Origin of the sequence: Acinetobacter sp. AOR34_HL, from assembly GCF_027854795.1 — a bacterium.
In the GTDB taxonomy this organism is placed as follows: domain Bacteria; phylum Pseudomonadota; class Gammaproteobacteria; order Pseudomonadales; family Moraxellaceae; genus Acinetobacter; species Acinetobacter junii.
Window position 1 is genome coordinate 105,046 of record NZ_JAKTID010000085.1, and the last position, 18,842, is coordinate 123,887.

The following is an 18,842-nucleotide window of genomic DNA, read 5'->3' on the forward strand; positions in this document are numbered from 1 at the left end:
TACTTTGTGAGAATTGGTCATGTTAAGCAATCAGCAACAGGCCTTGGTGCAAGCCATACAACAACTCGATTTAGACCAAGTACAAGCATTACTTGCTGAAGGACTTGACCCAAACTTTATTGATCCAGAACAAGGACCACCTGTTTCAGTTCTTTGTGATGGTTTGTTTGCGTGGTGGGAAAAAATTTGTGAGGCTTATGAAGCTGGCAAGCCATTGAGTGAAGATGAAAAACAACAAGAACTTCACGTTTATCTTGCTATTTTAGACGCATTAATTCAAGCCAAAGCAAATCTACATTTGTGGGATGCCGAAGAATTTTATGGTCCGCTTTGGGACGCTGCAAGCTCGGCATGTGTCCCTGTGGTACAGCGATTACTGGATGAAAAAGTTGATCCAAATACACGTGATGAAGAAGGACTAACGATTTTATCTTCGATTAGCCAATTATTCTTTGATTGTGATTTTGATGAAATTGATTGGTCAGAATCGCTGAAAGAAGAGCGCGAGACACTCGAATTATTGCGTCAGCATGGCGCTAAAATGTCAAAAGAGCTAACAGCATAAGTTTAGCGAAAACAAGGAAAAGGGGTTCATCATGAAGAAGCTTAATGCTTTAACTTTTGTGGCTGCGTCAATGCTAGCAAGCACGACTTTTGCAGCAGAATTTTCATTTGATCGTCCTGGTGCAGGGATAGGAACAGGGATTACACCTGTTGGTCAACTTGCTTGGGAACAGGGCTTACCAACAGTAAGTTACCAAGAACAAAATATTGAAGGTGTAAAAGATAAAACTTTAACCCTAAATGGCGATATGTTGTTGCGTACAGGTTTAGCAAATGGTCTAGAACTGCAATTGGGTTGGCAAGGTCCAGTATGGCAACAACACAAACGAGCTGGATTTAAAACTGAAACTGATGGTTTAGGCGATGTCAGTATTGGTTTAAAGAAAGCGATTGATCTGAAAGATGAACGTTTATCGATGGCGGTGTTAGCTGAAGCGATTATTGCAACGGGTAACGATGAATTCACAGCACATGATGATATTTATAGCTTAACTTCAGCTGTTGCCTATGAGTTCAGTGATTTAATCGGTACGTCAATTACCATGCGCTATGAAGCACAAAATAGTAATTGGGCAGTGACAGCGATTCCAACCATTGATTATAAAATTGCAGGTAAATTATCAGGATATTCTGAGTTTATTTATCGCAAAGCAGAGAGCCAAGACTATCAATATGGTTTAGGGACTGGATTGGTCTATGCCATCAATGATCGTGCACAGCTTGATGCAAGTGTGGGTGTTGATTTAGATGGTGATGTGAGAGGTTATAACGGTGGTTTAGGCGTATCCGTTTTATTCTGATAAATGATCTCTCAAATGCTCTATGTTGAACTGCCATTCAAGAAATCGGGCATTTGAGAGAACATAGAGAGATGATATGAAAATGAATGTTCGGGGTGAGGTTAGTGTCTCGCTGATCCAATACTTTTTGGGTACATTATTGCTGTTATGTGGGTCTTTAACCTACGCCCAAGAAAATTCAGCAGCACCATTATTAAGCCCTGAAGAGGCATTTACATTTTCAGTTGAATCGACGCAAACCGATCAAGCACGATTACGTTGGGAAATTCAGCCAAACTATTATTTATATCAACATAAATTTGAAGTTCAGCAAGGCAATCAAGCTGTTGCGTTGGATTTGCCCAAAGCCGTTGATCAATATGATGAAAACTATGGTCATAGCCAAGTTTATTATCAGCAAGTTGAATTCAATATTCCGACACTAGCATCGCAGCACTACCGTGTCACATGGCAGGGTTGTGCCAAAGATCGAATATGCTACCCACCTCAAACGATTGACTTTCAAACCGATATTGATGGTTTAGTGAGTATGCAAAATACCGCTGCAAACTCTCAAAAGCGTTTTTTAGATGTTGCTCGATCTGCTCAGGCAGCGAATACAAATAACTCAGTATTAAGTGAAACGCCACAAGATCAATCAACAGCTGACAGCAACAATACTGTTATGGCCCAAGATCAGAAATGGTCGAGCACATTAGAACAACATTCTTTAGCTTATAGTTTGGCTTTATTCTTAGGATTAGGGATTTTACTGGCATTCACGCCATGTTCATTGCCGATGTTGCCTATTTTGACATCATTGATCGTGCGTGAACATAAAGGTGTTAAAGCATGGATGATTGCATTGACCTTTGTGATCAGCATGGCGATGGTATATGCGGTACTGGGATTAATCGCATCAGCTGCAGGGTTGAACTTTCAACGGTGGCTTCAACAGCCAGGAACATTAATTGCCTTTAGTTTATTGTTTGTGGTTTTCGCACTCAATTTATTTGGTTTATTTGAAATTAAACTACCACAAAAATGGGTCAATCATCTTGATCGAATGCAATCGGTGCAACAAGGTGGCACCTTAATTGGCGCAAGTGTGATGGGAATGATTTCAGCTTTGTTGGTTGGTCCTTGTATGACTGCTCCACTTGCTGGAACGCTACTGTTTATTTCACAGACCCAAAATCAATGGCAAGGTGCATTACTCTTGTTTACGCTCGGATTCGGGATGGGTATACCTTTGCTTTTGGCGAGTGTACTTGGTGCAAAAGCACTTCCTAAAGCGGGAGAATGGATGCATCAAATCAAGGTGATTTTTGCTTTTTTGATGTTAGCGCTCAGTTTGTATTTTATTCGACCACTTCTGCCTGAATTGGCGATGCAGATTCTCAGTCTATTATTAGGTCTTGGCTTTATTGTCTTTGCAGCGTATCGACTCTTTGTGAAGACGAGCCAATTAAAATGGCTATACGCATTATTGTTATTGGTTGTTGTTCCTTTTTTGGCATTTAATCAATATCAGCATGTACAGAATTTGACAACGCAACAAGCTGATCAACTTGCTACTTGGCATATTGCACGAACAGCAGATGAGTTTGAACAACTTCTTGCAACTGCGCCGAAAGATCAAATGATCGTGGTTGATGTGTATGCAGACTGGTGTGTAGCATGCCAACCGATTGAGCATCGGATTTTAAAAGACTCAGAGGTCCAACATGCTTTGGCGCCTTATTATTTGATCAAGCTTGACCTCAGTCAGTATGATCTATCGCATCAGAACTTACTCAATCAATGGGACATATTAGGTCCGCCAACTTATTTATTCTTAGATCAACAAAAGAAAGAAATACGTGCTTTACGTTTGACGGGTGCATTCCAGAAATCTGAACTAATACAACAACTCGCTGCATTAAAAGAGAAATCATTATGAGTTATCAACTGTTCATCGGAAATAAAAATTACTCCACATGGTCGATGCGTCCGTGGATTTTGTTAAAACAGGCGGGTATTGCATTTCAAGAACATTGGATTCAGTTTGATAGTTTTGAGCCAGATAGCCAGTTTAAAACTGAAATTTTAAAACTTAATCCAACAGGAAAAGTACCTGCTTTAGTTGATGAGGATATTATTGTTTGGGATAGTCTAGCGATTGCAGAATATATTGCTGAACAACATCCTGATAAAAATTTATTACCTCAAGATAAAAAGTTACGTGCCCGCGCACGTTGTATTAGTGCAGAAATGCATAGTGGTTTTCAGAATTTACGCAATCTTTGTCCGATGAATGTTGAAGCGGATTTATCACATATAGGAAAACAGCTTTGGGCTGAGCATGAGCAACTGCGTAATGAAGTCGCACGTATTGATCAAATTTGGTCAGAGCGACCAAGCGAAGATCAGTTTTTGTGTGGTGAGTTTAGTATTGCCGATGCATTTTATGCACCAGTGGTAATGCGTTTTGAATGTTTTGACCTACCTATTTCAGCATCAGGCAAAAGCTATATAGACAAGATTTTGTCTTTACCATCGGTTCAACAGTGGATTGCGGAAGCAAAACAAGAGCAAATGTTTGTACCTTTTGATGAGCCATATCGTCAGACTCGAGATGAATATTTAAAGAAATAGACAAAAAGTAAAATAGGGAATTTCCCTCTTTTATTGATCAACCCACCAGCTCACTAAATATTTTGACTTGGTTGCGCCCATTTGCTTTGACTGCATACAATGCTTGGTCAGCTTGACTAATAATTAAGTGTGACTCACTGGCATTTTGTGAGCTGCTAATTCCAAAACTAGCACTAACCGAAAATTCTTGATGATCTTCAGAAATAAAACTTAATTGTGAAATCGCAATTCGACAACGTTCAGCAATACTTTTTGCTTGTGTTGTACTGTTGTTGGGAAGCAAAATAATAAATTCCTCGCCCCCAAAGCGACCAATCATGTCTTGATCACGTAGATTTTCAGTTAAGCATTTCGCGACATTTACTAATACTTCGTCCCCTAAACTATGTCCAAAGTGATCATTAATATTTTTGAAATGATCAAGGTCGAGCAAAATCACAGAATACAACTGATCGACTTGTTGATTGAGCTTCTCTAGCTGATTACTAATGCTTCTACGATTCATGACATTGGTTAAAGGATCGAGGCGGCTCAGAGCTTGAATGGCAGTTTCACGAGTACGCCATTGTTGCAGTAAAATTTCAAACAAATACAAACAAGCCAATAGAATTGGGAGCAGGAAGAAGAACATACTGCCAACCCAGAAAGGGTGCATTTCCGCTTGATTTAAGATCTCAGGATTAAATATTGGCGCATACTGAAGGATGCCATACATACTGAGGAAATTACAAAAGAGCATAGCAATAGTCGCGGGAATCAATGCGCAGTAGATCATACGACGATCAAACAAGATGAGACCGACACCGACTACACTAGCGTATGTCACCATGGTCGCAGGGCTAAAACTGCCGATCAGATAGCCTGTATGGCAAAGCAATACCGTAACAATCTGTACACTCAAAATAGGAATAATTTCCTGAACCCACACTTGATCTTTGTAAAAATAACAAGCAATAATCAAGCTGAGAAAAACGATCAGCATGATCAAGTTGGTGAGTAGTTTTGAGCGAACGAGTGGTAAATTCACCCATTGCCATGTACTAGGATTCAGCAAGACAAAACTGTCCCACAAAATTCCAAACAAGCTCATCAGTGCAGTGAGTATTAGCAACAAAATACTTTTTTTCAGCATGTCCCAATTGATAAGCGGTTCATGCTCCCAAAGTTGTGAGAAATTCCATTTTTCACGTTTTGCTAAACTCTTAAAGTGAACCTTCATGATTGACATGCATCCTTTCTGCAATGAGATTCCTAAGAACGGTTATAAGTGTAAATTTGTCATCAAAAAAATTGAAAAACGATTATTGAAATTACAATAGCATCTTTAGATTGAGAAAAAAGTCTAGCTCTCGGTTTTTAATGTTAAATCGCAAGGGAAAATTTTTTGGAAAAAGGCTTGGTTATCTAAATAATCGATCAAATTTTAACTATTATGACAAAAATAAATTAAGAGTGACAATGGTCAGCCATTGCTGACCATTTGGAGAAAATGAGTTAATTTCGATCTAAGGAATGAGCAAACTCAGCAATATCCGCTAGTGCTTGTTTCGCTTCAGGGAACCATGCATTAAACATTTGGAAGTTATGCCACATACCTGTGTAAAGTTTGAAGTTCACTTTGACATTGGCTTTTTCCGCCTTTTCTCTAAAGCGTTTTGAATCATCCAATAGGATTTCCTTAGAGCCGACTTGAACCAACGTTGGCGGTAAACCTTTTAGATCATCAAATAAAGGAGATACGCGAGGATCATCCGCTTGTACACCATCTTTTAAGTAATGATTAATTCCGGCTTGTAAGGCTTCAATAGACAGCAGAGCATCATGCTTCTGATTGAAACGTAATGATTCACTGGTGAGTGTCAGATCTAAATATGGTGACATTAAAATCATACCACTTGGCATCAGTTCAGGCTGTTGCTTCAAGCGTAAGCAAAGCGCCAATGCAAGGTTAGCCCCACACGAGTCGCCAGAGACAATAATATCTTTGGGTTTAATTCCTTGTACCAGTAGTGCTTGGTATACATCAAAAATTGCATCAATCGCCTCTGGGAATGGATGTTCAGGTGCGAGTGGATAATCTACATGGATCACCTGCATTTGAGTACGAGCTGAGATGTCAGTCATTAATGCACGATGTGTGTTTAAACTCCCCAAGAAAAAAGCGCCGCCATGAATATGAAAAATAAGTTGTGTGGCAGAAGCTTGTGCTTTGATTTCTTCACCACGCACGCCTGCTAAGCGCAATGGTCGAATTTGTACTGTTGGATTTTGGGGGAATAGACGACAAAGTTGGTCTAATAAAGGTCGCAAAGCATTCGGGGCTAAATGAAACTGACTCGGCGTGCGAATGGTCGCTTTTAGTAATGATTCAGTAAAATAATATTTCCAAACAGTACCAAATTTCATAATTTTTCCATATTGTTAGTTCAGTATATAACTAAGAGAGTTTTGACTCATGTGCCTTGCACTGTAATTACAGCAATGTTTTGTTGTTGCTCAGGCTATACCCAATAGTCATAATCAAGAATTGCAATATTGATAGAAATTCTCAATACTCTTAGTCTTGAAAAGGCCCCCTTAAGGATATTACAAAAATGAAGAAAATTGCTTTAGCATTTGGATTGCTCGGTTTAACAACTTTTGCCAATGCGGCAGATGTGCTTAACGGTAGTGTTTGGCAAACGATTGATGATGAAACTAAACAACCGAAAGCGATTGTGAAGTTTACAGAGCAAAAAGACGGTACGCTCAATGCATCAATTCAAAAATATTTAGTGGCTGGTCAGGAAAATGCCTGCACTAAATGTGAAGGTACTTTTAAAAATAAACCGCTGAAAGGCATGACAATTGTTCATGGTCTTAAAAATGCAGGCGGTACAAATTATGATGGCGGTTCTATCATTGATCCTAAAAATGGTAAAACTTATAAATTGAAAGCTGAAATCATCGATGGTGGTAAAAAGCTTAAATTACGTGGCTACATCGGCGTTGCAGCATTAGGTCGTAACCAAACTTGGATTCGTACCAACTAAACCGAATTCGATATAAAAAAACCGAGTGTAAATCCACTCGGTTTTTTATTGTTTGCTTATTTCAAGCCGATAAATTTGCATAAGCCGCTTCATCAAAACCGATCACATAACCTTGAGGAGTTTGTAAAACTGGGCGTTTAATCAAGCTCGGTTGTGCGATCAATGTTTCAATCAGATTTGATTCGTTACTAGTCGCATGATTTTGTTCTGCTTCACTGAGTTTGCGCCATGTGGTGCCTTTTTTATTTAATACCTTGTCTGCGCCAATCTCTTTCAGCCAGACTGTTAAAGTTTCAGCATCAATACCTTGTTTTTTATAATCATGAAATTCGTAAGCAATTCCTTTGGCAGTTAAAGCATCGAAAGCTTTTTTCATTGAATTGCAATTTTTAATACCGTAAATTTTAAACATACTGAAAAACCATATAGATTGATTAAAAGATTTATTCGAAAGCCTAACGTAAAAACTGACTCAGTTGCCAATCGATATTGTTTATAAAGTTGATTGAGAGATTTTTAAAAGATGGGCGATTGATTAAATTGTTCTTATATATTGAGCATAAAAGCTAAAGACAGCGTCAAGAAAAAAATCGAATATCTAAAAAAGAGAAAACCCGCATCTAATCATCCTGATCATGCGGGTCTCATTTCAACGTCCAATGTCTCATCCTTGCAAATAAACTTAAACTAAGTTTATTTTATCTTCCTACGGCGTCCTATCCCTTCTGGTCATCCTGACCGCTTCCCTGTGCCGTGGTGCTATAATGCCGTTACAGGTGATAAATAAAAATACACAAAAAACGACACGATATGTAAGCTAAAGAAGCGGTCAAAGTGAACACTTGTTCACTTATTCGTTTATTTTGTAGTCGATGATCACAGGGGCATGGTCGCTAAACCATTGTTCTTTATAGACCCATGCATTGGTTGTACGTGCTTTCCAGTCTGGAGAGCAAGCTTGATAGTCGATGCGCCAACCGACATTTTTCGCACGGGCTTGACCGCGATTTGACCACCATGAATATAATTCTGCTTCTTGGCGGACTTCACGGAAAGTATCCACATAGCCCAAATCATCATAAATGTGATCAAGCCATGCTCGTTCATGTGGTAAGCAGCCTGATGATTTTTGATTGCCTGACCAGTTTTTAATATCAATACGTTTATGCACGATATTATAGTCACCACAGACGATGATCGATTTATTTTCATCTCGCCATTGTTTTAAAATCTTGGCGTATTCTAGTAAAAATAAATCTTTACGTGCTTGTGCATCTTCACCACTTGAACCTGATGGTAAGTATAGAGAAGCAATATGAACAGGATGTGACAGTCCTAAATCAAACTCCGCCGTGATAAAACGCCCTTGCGAGTCAGCAAGTTCAAAGCCAAGTCCATTTTTCACCGTAATAAATGGCAAACGACTATAAATTGCTGTACCTGCATAGCCTGCACGTTCAGCTGGAAATAAGTGCGTATACCAACCCTCAGGTTTGAATTTATCAGTCCATTGTTCATGGGTGATGCGGCTTTCTTGCATACATACGACATCCGCATCGGACTGTTCTAACCATTCGAGTAGACCTTTGGTTACTGATGAACGTAGCCCATTTACATTAATTGAGACGACTCGAAGAATTTTTACATCACTTGGATAGCTATCCTTTGGTATCATGCGTATGTTTAACCTCAATTGATGAATTTGGAGCACCTTATGACAACGCCTGTGTCATTTAATCCGCAAGCTTTTATTGAACTCGCATTATCACGTGGTGTGCTTAAATTTGGTGAGTTTACCTTAAAATCAGGTCGTGTCAGTCCTTATTTCTTTAACGCAGGTTTGTTAAATGATGGTGAAGCACTCTCTCTTTTAGCACAAGGCTATGCAGATAAATTGGTTCAGTGTGACAATGTCGGTGTGATTTTTGGTCCTGCATACAAAGGCATTCCTTTTGTAGCCGCAACTGCGGTTGCGTTGTCTCAAGTCCATGGTAAGAGCGTTCCTTGGGGTTTTAACCGTAAAGAAGCCAAAGATCATGGTGAAGGGGGGGTGTTGGTTGGTGCATCGGTTGCAGGTCAAAAAGTTTGGATCATTGATGATGTGATCACTGCGGGGACTGCGATTCGTGAAGTTGTGACTATCTTAAAAAATGCTGGTGCAACGATTGCAGGGGTATTGGTTGCCTTAGATCGTCAAGAACGTGGTCAAGGTGAACTTTCTGCGATTCAGGAAGTACAAAAAGAACTCGAAATCCCAGTGCATGCTTTAATCACAATGAAAGATTTGATGGATTATTTGGATGCAAAAGGCGAGAAAGAAGCATTGGCAAATATGCAGGCTTATCGTGAAAAATATGGCATCTAAGTTTTAAGTGTAAGCAAAAAGGAAGCAAAAGCTTCCTTTTTTATTGAGTGTAATTAACTAATTATTGGAAATAATGATTGAAAAATAAGCGTGGAACGTGAATAATCAATAAAAAGCCGTTCCAGTGCGATGAACTCAGGAACGGCTTACTTTAAAATATTGATGCGAAAAGGAAAAATTCAAATATTTCGCATAAAAGGCGTATTATGTTAATTTTAGAAAAACTAATCGTTCTTGTTGCTTCTTGTTCAACCTTATAAGCTATATTGAAAATATATATAAATTTCCAAACAAATTAATATATTATTAAAAAATTAGTTCGGTTTAATAAAACACAGAACATACAAGTTGTTATTTGGTAAATATATGAAAATTAAAAGCATTAATGCTTCTTATTCTAGTAGGAAAGTAAACATCCAAGATGTAGAGTTTAACAAAGGGCTAACTCTACTAGTTGGTGCTTCGGGTGTTGGGAAAACACAGATTCTTGATGCTATCTGCGATATTAAAACAGTAGCTTTAGGCGAAAGCATCAATGGATTTAGTTGGCAAATTGAGTTTTCTATTGATGAGCATGATTACTTATGGTCTGGCGAGTTCAATGGTGTTGAAGAGGATGCTTTGGCTCGTGTACAAGGTTTATTTTCAAAGTCTAAGTCACGAAGCAATTCAAATGCGCGCATAAAAACAGAGCAACTTTATATTGATAGTGATCTTATTATTCATCGTGAAGAAGAACAAATTATATTTAAGGGCTCACCAACTCTTAAACTCGCACCAAATGAAAGCTGTATTAAATTACTACAACAAGAAAATTTAATTACTCCAATATTCGAAAGTTTCAAAAAAGTAAAACTTATCGCTTCTCAAGATGAGACTCCTTTTGCAAATATTGCAGTTGGACTTAATAATCAAGATTTTAATAGTTTCAATGAGCTTAGAGCATTAACTAGTCACATCTTAGAAAAAGCTTATCTATGTCAAAATAAATTTGAAGATAAATTTGAAGATATATGCGAAGCATATAAAGAAATTTTCCCGTTTATTAAAAATATTGAGATCATGCAAACTGAGCTTAATATTCCTAATTCTGATGGGAAAAAACTCTATCAATATATGTATAGAATACTTGAAGATGGGGTCGAAGATTGGATTTACCAAGAGCAAATATCGTCAGGAATGAAAAAAGTATTCCTACAACTTTGTTATCTATTACTTTCACCACCACAAAGTATTTTTCTAATTGATGAGTTTGAAAATGGTTTTGGGGTTAATTGTATTGATGCAATTTCAGAATGGCTTTTGAAACCCAATATGAAATATCAATTCATTATTACGAGCCACCATCCATATATTATTAATCATATCCCATCAAAAAGATGGAAAATTGTCTCTAGAAATAAAAATATTATTCAAGCATATGAAGCTGATCGATTCTTAGATGAATCCAATCATGAATCATTCATTAAATTAATTAACTTACCTATTTATAAGCTTGGTGCTTCAACTAATATTGATAACTAAAGATAAACATGAATATATATTTATTAATGGAAGGCAGTAAAACTGAACCTGTTGTATATAATGCGTGGATCAACCATGTTGCTCCACATATGTCTCAAGTGAAAAAACTTTCAGACATAAAAGAAAATAATTTTTATATCATTAGTTCTCAGGGATATCCAAGAATACTGACACATGCTATAGCCGATACAGTAAAGGATATTAACCAAACTCCAAATATTGATGCGCTATGGATAGTTGTCGATACTGAAAATTCAACAATAGATCAAAGGTTACACGCTATTCAATCAGAACTTGAAAAATATACTTTTTCTAGACCTATTGAAATACAAATGGTTATTCAAAAATGTTGTATCGAAACATGGGGTTTTGGAAATGATAAGGTTTTCCCAACACATGATATCGATGAAGATCTCCAAGAATATCTAGACTTTTATGACATTAGGCACAATGATCCTGAAGAAATGGGTTGCCCTGATGATTACGATGGATCTATTGCAGATTACCATTTACACTATTTAAGAGCAATTCTGAAAAAGAAAAGAATTTCTTATACAAAGAATAAACCTAATGATTTAGATAAGGGATACTACTTTGATGAAATCTGTATCAGAGAAAGTAGAGACAACCATTTATTAACATTTAGGCATCTCAAGAACCTATTACATACTATCTAGTAATAACATGGACAAATCAGAGAAGCTATTATTGAAATATCCTCTCTGATTTAACATAAAATCTCTTATGCGAATCACTCTTCCTCACACTTTTTACATTCCAACATCACCCCTAACTTTTCCTTACGCCCTTGCTCCGTCAACACCCAAGGACGATTTTGCCACGGTGGGTCATGGCGTACATGCTGACCATGACCACAGGCGAGGTCAGCAACGTAATGTCCTTCCTCATCCAGATGAAATCCAACAATGGCCTGTTGCATTTATTCACTCATGCTTTCGAGTTTAGAACTTTCCAAACCCTTTAAGAAGCGATGACATAGATTATGAATTGCCACCAAATCATTTGGATCAACACCCAAAGAGCAGGCGAGTTTAAAAGGAATTAAGGTAATTTCATCTTTTGCAGCAAGTGCTTTTTCCAGCAAGATTACCTTCTTCATACGCTCATCTTCTTTTACCGCAATGCGCTTTAAAAATTGCTTTTCTTCAAGTTTTTTAATAATTGGCGTCAGCGTGCCTGAATCAAAAAAGGTCTTTTGTCCAATTTCAGACAACGTTACATTGTCCTTTTCATACAAAGCCAACAGTACAATAAATTGAGGATAGGTTAGGTCGTATTCCTGAAGTAAGGGACGATATTGACGAATCATTGCATTGGTCGCGGAATACATTGCAAAACACACTTGATTATCCAAGTAAGAAAATTCAGTCATGCTTTACTCCTCAAGGTCACCTTTGCGAGCTCACAGTATAGATTGGTTAATAAGAAAAGTATATTGTGCATAATTAACTTGCATACAAGATAATTGTGTGCAATATTAATTCGCATAGCTGAACAAATAGACAAAGCTATTAAGCAAATAAGATGGATTGAATCAGAGCGAGATGTTGTATGACCACAATTTATGATTTTCAGGCTGAACTTTTAGAAGGCGAGCAAAAGAACCTTGCAGACTATCAAGGCAAAGTTTTATTGGTAGTGAACACTGCAAGTCAATGTGGCTTAACCGCACAATTTGAAGGACTTGAGAAGCTATATCAAGACTATCAACAACAAGGTTTGGTGATTTTAGGCTTTCCATGTAACCAGTTTGCTAACCAAGACCCATCAAGCAATGAAGAAATTGGCAGCTTCTGTCAACGCAACTATGGTGTGTCATTTCCTATGTTTGCCAAAGTCGATGTGAATGGTTCAAATGCACATCCGATTTATAAATACCTCACCTCAGAAGCCAAAGGTATTTTAGGTAGTGAAAGCATCAAATGGAATTTCACCAAGTTTTTGATTAATCAAAATGGCGAAGTGATTAAACGTTATTCTCCAACGACCAAACCTGAAAAAATTGGCAAAGATATTCAAAAACTTTTGGCTTAATTCGACGCTGAAAGCGAATGTTGCACGAATTACTGGCGATGAAATCATTTGCCAGTAATTTTATAATTTTTATCACTCAGAAAATCGTCTATTAAAATAAATAGAATCTAGTGATCTGAATAAATTAGAATTTTTTAGATTTAAGAATTACATAACTTGTTTAAACATCATCACTAAACTTCGCTATACTTTTTGCCAAGATTAAAAATACGAGCGTCAAATTATGCGTGTACTTGTAGTGATGGACCCAATCGAAACGGTAAATCTTAAGAAAGATTCCACGATGGCAATGTTATGGGCGGCAAGTCGTCGTGGGCATGAATTGGGTTATGCATTACAACACGATTTATATATTGATCAAGGTAAAGCATTTGGTCTGATTGCACCGCTTAAAGTCTTTGAAGATTATGATCATTATTATGAGTTGGGTGACAAGCGCAAAGAGTCATTGGCTGACTACGATGTGGTGTTGATGCGCAAAGACCCGCCATTTGACATGAATTTTGTCTATACCACTTATATTTTGGAACAAGCAGAACGTGAAGGCGCGTGGATTATTAACAAACCCCAATCCTTACGCGACTGCAATGAAAAATTATTTGCAACTCAATTCCCAGAACTTCAAGTGCCCACTTTAGTGACTTCACAACAAAGCCTGATTCGTGAATTTATTAAAGAACATGGCGATGTGATCGTAAAACCACTCGATGGAATGGGTGGAATGGGGATTTTCCGTTTATATCAAGATGGCGTAAATATCGGTTCAACTCTAGAAATGCTCACCGAAATGGGCACACGTCCAATCATGGCGCAACGTTATATTCCTGAAATCGTCGAAGGAGATAAGCGTATTTTGATGGTGAACGGTGAACCTGTACCTTATTGTTTGGCACGTATTCCACAAAATGGCGAAGTGCGTGGTAACTTGGCTGCGGGTGGTCTAGGTCAGGCGCGTCCACTCACTGAAAATGATAAAATGATCGCAGCAAAAGTGGGTCCTTTCCTGCGTGAAAAAGGCTTAGTTTTTGTCGGTCTTGATGTGATTGGTAATTATGTGACAGAGATTAATGTCACGAGCCCAACCTGTATCCGTGAGATTGATGCACAATTTGGGACGTCGATTGCAGACGATCTATTCAATGTCTTAGAAGCAGGCCGTTCAAATTAATTGAGCTGTTAGATTTTGACCCAAATGCCCATTTGTTTTTTGCGAAAATTAACATACGAATGGGCATTTAGATGTCGACAGAACCATGTTTTTAGCAAACAATTGAAAAAAGCTACGCTTTCTGTTGTAAACAGGTGAAATTCGCTTTTCGTGAATGAAGCTTTAGGATTAAAATAACTCCCGAAAACAATAGACGATAACCTTCTTTTTTGAGTTGAAGAATTAGACCGTGACCAATTCGCCACAGAACAAACCCAAACATGTCATGATGATGGCCGCTGGTACAGGTGGACATGTCTTTCCAGCACTTGCAGTTGCGAAACAACTTCAACAAGAAGGTTGCCAAGTCTCATGGTTAGCGACACCATCGGGTATGGAAAATCGCTTACTTAAAGATCAAAATATTCCAATCTATCAAATTGATATTCAAGGTGTACGCGGTAATGGTTTAGTCCGTAAACTCAGCGCACCTTTTAAAATCTTAAAAGCGACCTTAAGCGCTATGCGCTACATGAAACAGTTGAAAGTTGATGTAGTTGCAGGCTTTGGTGGTTATGTCGCAGGACCAGGTGGTTTAGCTGCACGTTTACTTGGTATTCCTGTATTAATTCATGAGCAAAATGCGATTGCAGGATTTACCAACACCCAATTGGCTCGTATTGCCAAAACCGTGTGTCAGGCATTTCCAAATACTTTCCCAAACAGTGATAAAGTCGTCACCACAGGCAATCCTGTACGTGCGGAAATTAGTTCGATTTTGAATCCTTCTTGGCGTTATCAAACCCGAGAGCAGGAGCATCAACCGATTAGCATCTTGATTGTGGGAGGGTCATTGGGGGCACAAGCGTTGAATGAGCGCTTACCCGCAGCATTGAAAAAAATAAATGCGCCTCTCAATGTATTCCATCAATGTGGTCAGAACCAACAGGATGTCACGCTTGAGCGTTATCAAGATGCGCCAGCGACATTAAAAGTTGATGTTCAGCCATTCATTCATGATATGGCAAAGGCGTATAGTGAAGCAGATTTGATTATCTGTCGTGCGGGTGCGTTAACCGTCACCGAGGTTGCGACAGCAGGGGTTGCTGCAGTTTTTGTTCCACTACCGATCGCTGTAGATGATCACCAAACTGCAAATGCGAAGTTTTTAGCAAATGTTGGTGCGGCTAAGATTTGTCAACAAGCAGAAATGACACCTGATGTGTTAGATAAACTGCTAAGTAGCTTGATCAATCGTCAGTTACTTTCTGAAATGGCAGTTAAAGCACGTCAACAAGCACAACCAAATGCTACACAGCATGTGGTTGATCTGATTAAAAAATTGTAATTCGAGTCCATCTATGTCACCTACAAATCCAAACCAAGCCAAAAAGCTAATCAAAGTGCCTGAAATGCGCCGTATTAAAAACATCCACTTTGTTGGTATTGGTGGTGCGGGGATGTGCGGTATCGCTGAGGTATTAGCCAACCAAGGTTATAAAATTTCGGGTTCAGACATTAAAGCCTCAAAAACCACAGCGCAACTCGAAGCGAATGGCGTTAAAGTCTTTATTGGACATAGCGCTGACAATATTAAAAATGCCAACGTCCTTGTTGTTTCAACAGCGATTGATCCTGAAAATCCAGAGATTAAAGCCGCGATTGAACAACGTACACCGATTGTACGTCGTGCTGAAATGCTTGGTGAGTTGATGCGTTATCGTCATGGTATTGCAGTTGCAGGTACACATGGTAAAACTACAACGACTAGTTTATTAACAACGATGTTGGCGGAAGAAAATCTTGACCCGACATACGTAATTGGTGGATTGCTGAATAGTACAGGGGTAAATGCGGCACTGGGTGAAAGCCGTTTTATCGTGGCAGAAGCGGATGAGTCAGATGCTTCATTCTTATATTTGCAGCCAATGGCTGCGATTGTGACCAATATCGATGCCGATCATATGGACACTTATGAAGGTAGTTTCGATAAATTAAAAGATACCTTTATTCAATTCTTACATAACTTGCCGTTCTATGGTTTGGCTGTGGTATGTGGTGATGATGCCAATATTCGCGAAATTTTACCGCGTGTTGGTCGTCCAGTACTGACCTATGGTTTTAATGAAGATAATGATGTACGTGCCGTTGACGTTGAACAAGATGGTATGCGCTCACATTTCACTGTATTGCGTAAAGATCGTGAGCCATTACGTGTCACGATTAACCAACCAGGTTTACACAATGTCCTAAATGCGCTTGCGGCGATTGGTGTTGCGACAGATGAAGGTGTTTCTGATGGTGCGATTTGTCGTGCTTTAGAAGGCTTTAGCGGTGTTGGTCGTCGTTTCCAAGTTCAAGGTGAATTTGAGGTTGGTGAAGGCACTGTTAAACTCGTTGATGATTATGGCCACCATCCAAAAGAAGTTGAAGCAACGATTAAGGCAGCGCGTGCCAGTCATCCAGATCGCCGTTTAGTCATGATGTTCCAACCACATCGTTTTAGTCGTACTCGTGATTGCTTTGATGACTTCGTGGATGTTCTTTCGCAAGTTGATCAACTTTTATTGTTAGAAGTTTATCCAGCGGGTGAAAAGCCGATTGTGGGTGCAGACAGCCGTGCTCTTGCGCGTAGTATTCGTTTGCGTGGTCAGGTTGAGCCGATTTTAGTTGATCCTGTTGAAGGAAATTTACCAAACGTTTTGCAAAAAGTGTTACAAGCGAATGACCTGTTATTAACACAAGGTGCGGGTAACGTCGGTGCAATTTCGGTAGAATTGGCTCAGCATCGCTTGTATGCCCAATAGTTTTAGAAAATTCCTCCCAACCTTCTTTTAAAAAAGGGCGGAGTTTCCCTCTTTCATAAAGAGGGGGCGGGAAGATTTAGAGAATTTAGAAAAGTTTTAAGGATATAAACGTGTCAAATGCTGCAAAATTCGGCAAAGTTGCTGTGTTATTTGGTGGGAAGTCGGCTGAGCGTGCTGTGTCATTAGACAGTGGTCAAGCTGTATTAGAGGCTTTATTGCGTTCAGGTGTACAAGCAGAAGCATTTGATCCACAGGAAAAAAGCGTAACTGAGCTTGTTGCCTATGATCGTGCATTTATTGTATTGCACGGTCGTGGTGGTGAAGACGGACAAATTCAAGGTGTGCTTGAGTGGTTAAATATTCCATATACAGGAACGGGCGTTCAAGGCTCTGCGATTGGTATGGATAAAGTAAAAACTAAGCAAATTTGGCAAGGAAGTGATTTGCCAACAGCTCCATACCGTATTATTACAAAAGATTCTGATTTGAACTCAGTTATAGCAGATCTAGGTTTGCCTGTGATTATCAAGCCTGTACATGAAGGTTCGAGTGTCGGGATGAGTAAAGTTGAAAAAGCAGAAGATTTTGCTGCGGCAATCGAGAAAGCGACTCAACATGATGCAGTGGTCATGGCTGAAAAATGGATTACGGGTCGTGAATTCACGATTTCTTTCCTGAATGGTCAACCGTTGCCAGTTATTCGTTTGCAACCCCCAGCTGATGTCGCATTTTATGACTATGAAGCGAAGTACCAACGCAATGATGTGCAATATGGTATTCCGTGTGGTTTGAGTGAAAATGAAGAAAAGTCTTTGCAAGCGCTATGCTTACGTGCATTTCAAGCAGTAGGTGCAGAAGGTTGGGGACGTATTGATGCGATGCAAGATGAGCAAGGTAATTTCTGGTTGTTAGAGGTAAATACTGTACCTGGTATGACCAGCCACTCGCTTGTACCTAAAGCTGCACAAGCGGTCGGTTATAGTTTTGATGAGCTTTGCCTAGCAATTTTAGAGCAAACTTTAACAAAGTCGGCTTAATTATTCATGGCTCAACTTCCTGCATCAATGCGTCGTAAAACACGACCTGCCATCAGCTCTATTCATGAGAAACCGCCTTCGCCTAAACAAAAAATGGTGAACGCGGGAGGTTGGCTGCTTCTTGTTGTTGCATTTGCCGTGCTTGCAGTTGGTCTTTATGGCTTATATAAAGTCATGACAGATGCAACTGTGGCACAATTGCAGGTGGTGGGTACTCAATCAGAAGTTGAGAACCAACAGTTGGTTCAACATCTCAATCCTATAATTAAAGATAATTATTTCACTTCAGATTTAGAATTAATTCGTGATCAGGCGTTACAAGTCTCATGGGTTGATCGGGTGGTAGTTTCACGAGCTTGGCCAAATGCAATTCGTGTGCGGGTGATGCCGCGACATGCGATTGCACGTTGGGGAACAGGGCGCTTGCTCAGTGATAATGGCGATGTATTTAGCGAAGCTGTACCAAAGGTACATCCAAACTTGCCGCTTTTGCATGGTCCAGTCAGCCAATCCAAAATGATGATGCGTCGCTATAATGAAATTAATCAGTTGTTTTATCCTGCAAATTTGCGGTTAAAAGAGCTTTATTTAACAGATCGTATGACATGGTTCATGCAGTTTGATTCAGGTTTACGTATTATTGTTGACCAAGATCAAACCATGAATAAGTTACAACGCTTGAGCCAATTGGCACAAACGGATTTAAAACCTGTATGGTCAAAAATCTCGGCGATTGATTTACGTTACCGAAATGGCTTGGCCATTCAGTGGAAAAATGCAATGCCGCCAAAGATTGTCAATGGTCAATTAGTTGTAACGATTGATGACACAAACCTTGCGGGTGCAATTCAGGCAAAGCCATAATACGTGGCTTGAAAATAACAGGCAGTTTTGC

General features: G+C 39.1%; 20 protein-coding genes. 14 read left to right on the forward strand and 6 right to left on the reverse strand.

Annotated features, from left to right (window positions below):
• Nucleotides 1–19 precede the first annotated feature (19 nt).
• From MKL32_RS15185 to MKL32_RS15200, 4 genes are all read left to right on the forward strand, one after another.
• The gene (locus MKL32_RS15185; protein ID WP_004909975.1) at nt 20–565 is read left to right on the forward strand and encodes an ankyrin repeat domain-containing protein; all 546 of its coding nucleotides are present in this window, start codon (nt 20–22) and stop codon (nt 563–565) included.
• A 31-nt stretch (nt 566–596) separates the two neighbouring features.
• Nucleotides 597–1,364 (forward strand): transporter, encoded by a 768-nt coding sequence (locus MKL32_RS15190; protein ID WP_151834352.1) that lies wholly within the window; start codon nt 597–599, stop codon nt 1,362–1,364.
• A 76-nt stretch (nt 1,365–1,440) separates the two neighbouring features.
• A complete protein-coding gene (dsbD, locus tag MKL32_RS15195) occupies nt 1,441–3,285 on the forward strand; it encodes a protein-disulfide reductase DsbD (protein ID WP_204378919.1) in 1,845 nt (614 codons plus the stop codon).
• Nucleotides 3,282–3,980 (forward strand): glutathione S-transferase family protein, encoded by a 699-nt coding sequence (locus tag MKL32_RS15200; protein WP_039047788.1) that lies wholly within the window; start codon nt 3,282–3,284, stop codon nt 3,978–3,980. The genes dsbD and MKL32_RS15200 overlap by 4 nt, the downstream gene beginning before the upstream one ends.
• A 37-nt stretch (nt 3,981–4,017) precedes the next feature.
• Here the strand turns inward: MKL32_RS15200 and MKL32_RS15205 are convergent, their stop codons facing one another.
• Nucleotides 4,018–5,199, reverse strand: a complete 1,182-nt coding sequence (locus MKL32_RS15205; protein WP_442866716.1) for a GGDEF domain-containing protein — start codon at nt 5,197–5,199, stop codon at nt 4,018–4,020.
• A gap of 275 nt (nt 5,200–5,474) precedes the next feature.
• Complete coding sequence (locus MKL32_RS15210) at nt 5,475–6,386, reverse strand: alpha/beta hydrolase (protein ID WP_151690636.1); 912 nt, start codon at nt 6,384–6,386, stop codon at nt 5,475–5,477.
• A gap of 188 nt (nt 6,387–6,574) precedes the next feature.
• On the opposite strand from MKL32_RS15210, the gene MKL32_RS15215 reads away from it, so the two are divergent.
• On the forward strand, nt 6,575–7,012 hold the full coding sequence (locus MKL32_RS15215) for a DUF2147 domain-containing protein (RefSeq protein WP_151690637.1): 438 nt from the start codon (nt 6,575–6,577) through the stop codon (nt 7,010–7,012).
• 61 nt (nt 7,013–7,073) lie between these two features.
• Here MKL32_RS15215 and MKL32_RS15220 read toward each other — a convergent pair whose 3' ends face one another.
• Both MKL32_RS15220 and MKL32_RS15225 read right to left on the reverse strand, forming a co-directional pair.
• On the reverse strand, nt 7,074–7,424 hold the full coding sequence (locus MKL32_RS15220) for an arsenate reductase (protein WP_005403416.1): 351 nt from the start codon (nt 7,422–7,424) through the stop codon (nt 7,074–7,076).
• A 438-nt stretch (nt 7,425–7,862) separates the two neighbouring features.
• A complete protein-coding gene (locus tag MKL32_RS15225; RefSeq protein WP_004964967.1) occupies nt 7,863–8,687 on the reverse strand; it encodes an exodeoxyribonuclease III in 825 nt (274 codons plus the stop codon).
• Nucleotides 8,688–8,726: 39 nt separating this feature from the next.
• On the opposite strand from MKL32_RS15225, the gene pyrE reads away from it, so the two are divergent.
• The 3 genes from pyrE (at nt 8,727) to MKL32_RS15240 (ending at nt 11,578) form a co-directional block, all read left to right on the forward strand.
• Entirely contained in the window at nt 8,727–9,377 is a 651-nt protein-coding gene (gene pyrE, locus MKL32_RS15230; RefSeq protein ID WP_004951249.1) for an orotate phosphoribosyltransferase, read from the forward strand.
• 366 nt (nt 9,378–9,743) lie between these two features.
• On the forward strand, nt 9,744–10,901 hold the full coding sequence (locus MKL32_RS15235) for an AAA family ATPase (protein WP_004909957.1): 1,158 nt from the start codon (nt 9,744–9,746) through the stop codon (nt 10,899–10,901).
• An 8-nt stretch (nt 10,902–10,909) separates the two neighbouring features.
• Nucleotides 10,910–11,578 carry a hypothetical protein gene (locus MKL32_RS15240; protein ID WP_004909952.1) on the forward strand — a complete coding sequence of 223 codons (669 nt, stop codon included), beginning with the start codon at nt 10,910–10,912 and terminating at the stop codon, nt 11,576–11,578.
• Nucleotides 11,579–11,652: 74 nt separating this feature from the next.
• Here the strand turns inward: MKL32_RS15240 and MKL32_RS15245 are convergent, their stop codons facing one another.
• Both MKL32_RS15245 and MKL32_RS15250 read right to left on the reverse strand, forming a co-directional pair.
• Nucleotides 11,653–11,841: a DUF3565 domain-containing protein gene (locus MKL32_RS15245; RefSeq protein WP_035336228.1), complete on the reverse strand. Its 189-nt coding sequence runs from the start codon at nt 11,839–11,841 to the stop codon at nt 11,653–11,655.
• Nucleotides 11,842–12,294 carry a MarR family winged helix-turn-helix transcriptional regulator gene (locus MKL32_RS15250; RefSeq protein WP_004909944.1) on the reverse strand — a complete coding sequence of 151 codons (453 nt, stop codon included), beginning with the start codon at nt 12,292–12,294 and terminating at the stop codon, nt 11,842–11,844. It lies immediately after the preceding gene.
• Nucleotides 12,295–12,473: 179 nt separating this feature from the next.
• Between MKL32_RS15250 and MKL32_RS15255 the strand changes: the two genes are divergently transcribed.
• From MKL32_RS15255 to MKL32_RS15280, 6 genes are all read left to right on the forward strand, one after another.
• Nucleotides 12,474–12,956: a glutathione peroxidase gene (locus MKL32_RS15255; RefSeq protein ID WP_151707899.1), complete on the forward strand. Its 483-nt coding sequence runs from the start codon at nt 12,474–12,476 to the stop codon at nt 12,954–12,956.
• 223 nt (nt 12,957–13,179) lie between these two features.
• Nucleotides 13,180–14,124: a glutathione synthase gene (gene gshB, locus MKL32_RS15260; RefSeq protein WP_099947880.1), complete on the forward strand. Its 945-nt coding sequence runs from the start codon at nt 13,180–13,182 to the stop codon at nt 14,122–14,124.
• A gap of 229 nt (nt 14,125–14,353) precedes the next feature.
• Nucleotides 14,354–15,451 carry an undecaprenyldiphospho-muramoylpentapeptide beta-N-acetylglucosaminyltransferase gene (murG, locus tag MKL32_RS15265; RefSeq protein ID WP_017397599.1) on the forward strand — a complete coding sequence of 366 codons (1,098 nt, stop codon included), beginning with the start codon at nt 14,354–14,356 and terminating at the stop codon, nt 15,449–15,451.
• A gap of 13 nt (nt 15,452–15,464) precedes the next feature.
• Nucleotides 15,465–16,910: a UDP-N-acetylmuramate--L-alanine ligase gene (gene murC, locus MKL32_RS15270; RefSeq protein ID WP_004951289.1), complete on the forward strand. Its 1,446-nt coding sequence runs from the start codon at nt 15,465–15,467 to the stop codon at nt 16,908–16,910.
• A 110-nt stretch (nt 16,911–17,020) separates the two neighbouring features.
• A complete protein-coding gene (locus MKL32_RS15275) occupies nt 17,021–17,947 on the forward strand; it encodes a D-alanine--D-alanine ligase (RefSeq protein ID WP_151690642.1) in 927 nt (308 codons plus the stop codon).
• Between the two features lie 6 nt (nt 17,948–17,953).
• The gene (locus MKL32_RS15280) at nt 17,954–18,811 is read left to right on the forward strand and encodes a cell division protein FtsQ/DivIB (RefSeq protein WP_004909927.1); all 858 of its coding nucleotides are present in this window, start codon (nt 17,954–17,956) and stop codon (nt 18,809–18,811) included.
• Nucleotides 18,812–18,842 lie beyond the last annotated feature (31 nt).

Bases quoted from the DNA above. Each gene is read 5' to 3' on its own strand.
- pyrE (WP_004951249.1), top strand. From the start codon at position 8,727: ATGACAACGCCTGTGTCATTTAATCCGCAAGCTTTTATTGAACTCGCA.
- MKL32_RS15225 (WP_004964967.1), bottom strand. From the start codon at position 8,687: ATGATACCAAAGGATAGCTATCCAAGTGATGTAAAAATTCTTCGAGTC.
- dsbD (WP_204378919.1), top strand. From the start codon at position 1,441: ATGAAAATGAATGTTCGGGGTGAGGTTAGTGTCTCGCTGATCCAATAC.
- MKL32_RS15200 (WP_039047788.1), top strand. From the start codon at position 3,282: ATGAGTTATCAACTGTTCATCGGAAATAAAAATTACTCCACATGGTCG.
- MKL32_RS15190 (WP_151834352.1), top strand. From the start codon at position 597: ATGAAGAAGCTTAATGCTTTAACTTTTGTGGCTGCGTCAATGCTAGCA.
- MKL32_RS15210 (WP_151690636.1), bottom strand. From the start codon at position 6,386: ATGAAATTTGGTACTGTTTGGAAATATTATTTTACTGAATCATTACTA.
- MKL32_RS15240 (WP_004909952.1), top strand. From the start codon at position 10,910: ATGAATATATATTTATTAATGGAAGGCAGTAAAACTGAACCTGTTGTA.
- MKL32_RS15280 (WP_004909927.1), top strand. From the start codon at position 17,954: ATGGCTCAACTTCCTGCATCAATGCGTCGTAAAACACGACCTGCCATC.
- MKL32_RS15235 (WP_004909957.1), top strand. From the start codon at position 9,744: ATGAAAATTAAAAGCATTAATGCTTCTTATTCTAGTAGGAAAGTAAAC.
- murC (WP_004951289.1), top strand. From the start codon at position 15,465: ATGTCACCTACAAATCCAAACCAAGCCAAAAAGCTAATCAAAGTGCCT.
- MKL32_RS15205 (WP_442866716.1), bottom strand. From the start codon at position 5,199: ATGAAGGTTCACTTTAAGAGTTTAGCAAAACGTGAAAAATGGAATTTC.
- gshB (WP_099947880.1), top strand. From the start codon at position 13,180: ATGCGTGTACTTGTAGTGATGGACCCAATCGAAACGGTAAATCTTAAG.
- MKL32_RS15250 (WP_004909944.1), bottom strand. From the start codon at position 12,294: ATGACTGAATTTTCTTACTTGGATAATCAAGTGTGTTTTGCAATGTAT.
- MKL32_RS15245 (WP_035336228.1), bottom strand. From the start codon at position 11,841: ATGCAACAGGCCATTGTTGGATTTCATCTGGATGAGGAAGGACATTAC.
- MKL32_RS15255 (WP_151707899.1), top strand. From the start codon at position 12,474: ATGACCACAATTTATGATTTTCAGGCTGAACTTTTAGAAGGCGAGCAA.
- MKL32_RS15220 (WP_005403416.1), bottom strand. From the start codon at position 7,424: ATGTTTAAAATTTACGGTATTAAAAATTGCAATTCAATGAAAAAAGCT.
- MKL32_RS15215 (WP_151690637.1), top strand. From the start codon at position 6,575: ATGAAGAAAATTGCTTTAGCATTTGGATTGCTCGGTTTAACAACTTTT.
- MKL32_RS15185 (WP_004909975.1), top strand. From the start codon at position 20: ATGTTAAGCAATCAGCAACAGGCCTTGGTGCAAGCCATACAACAACTC.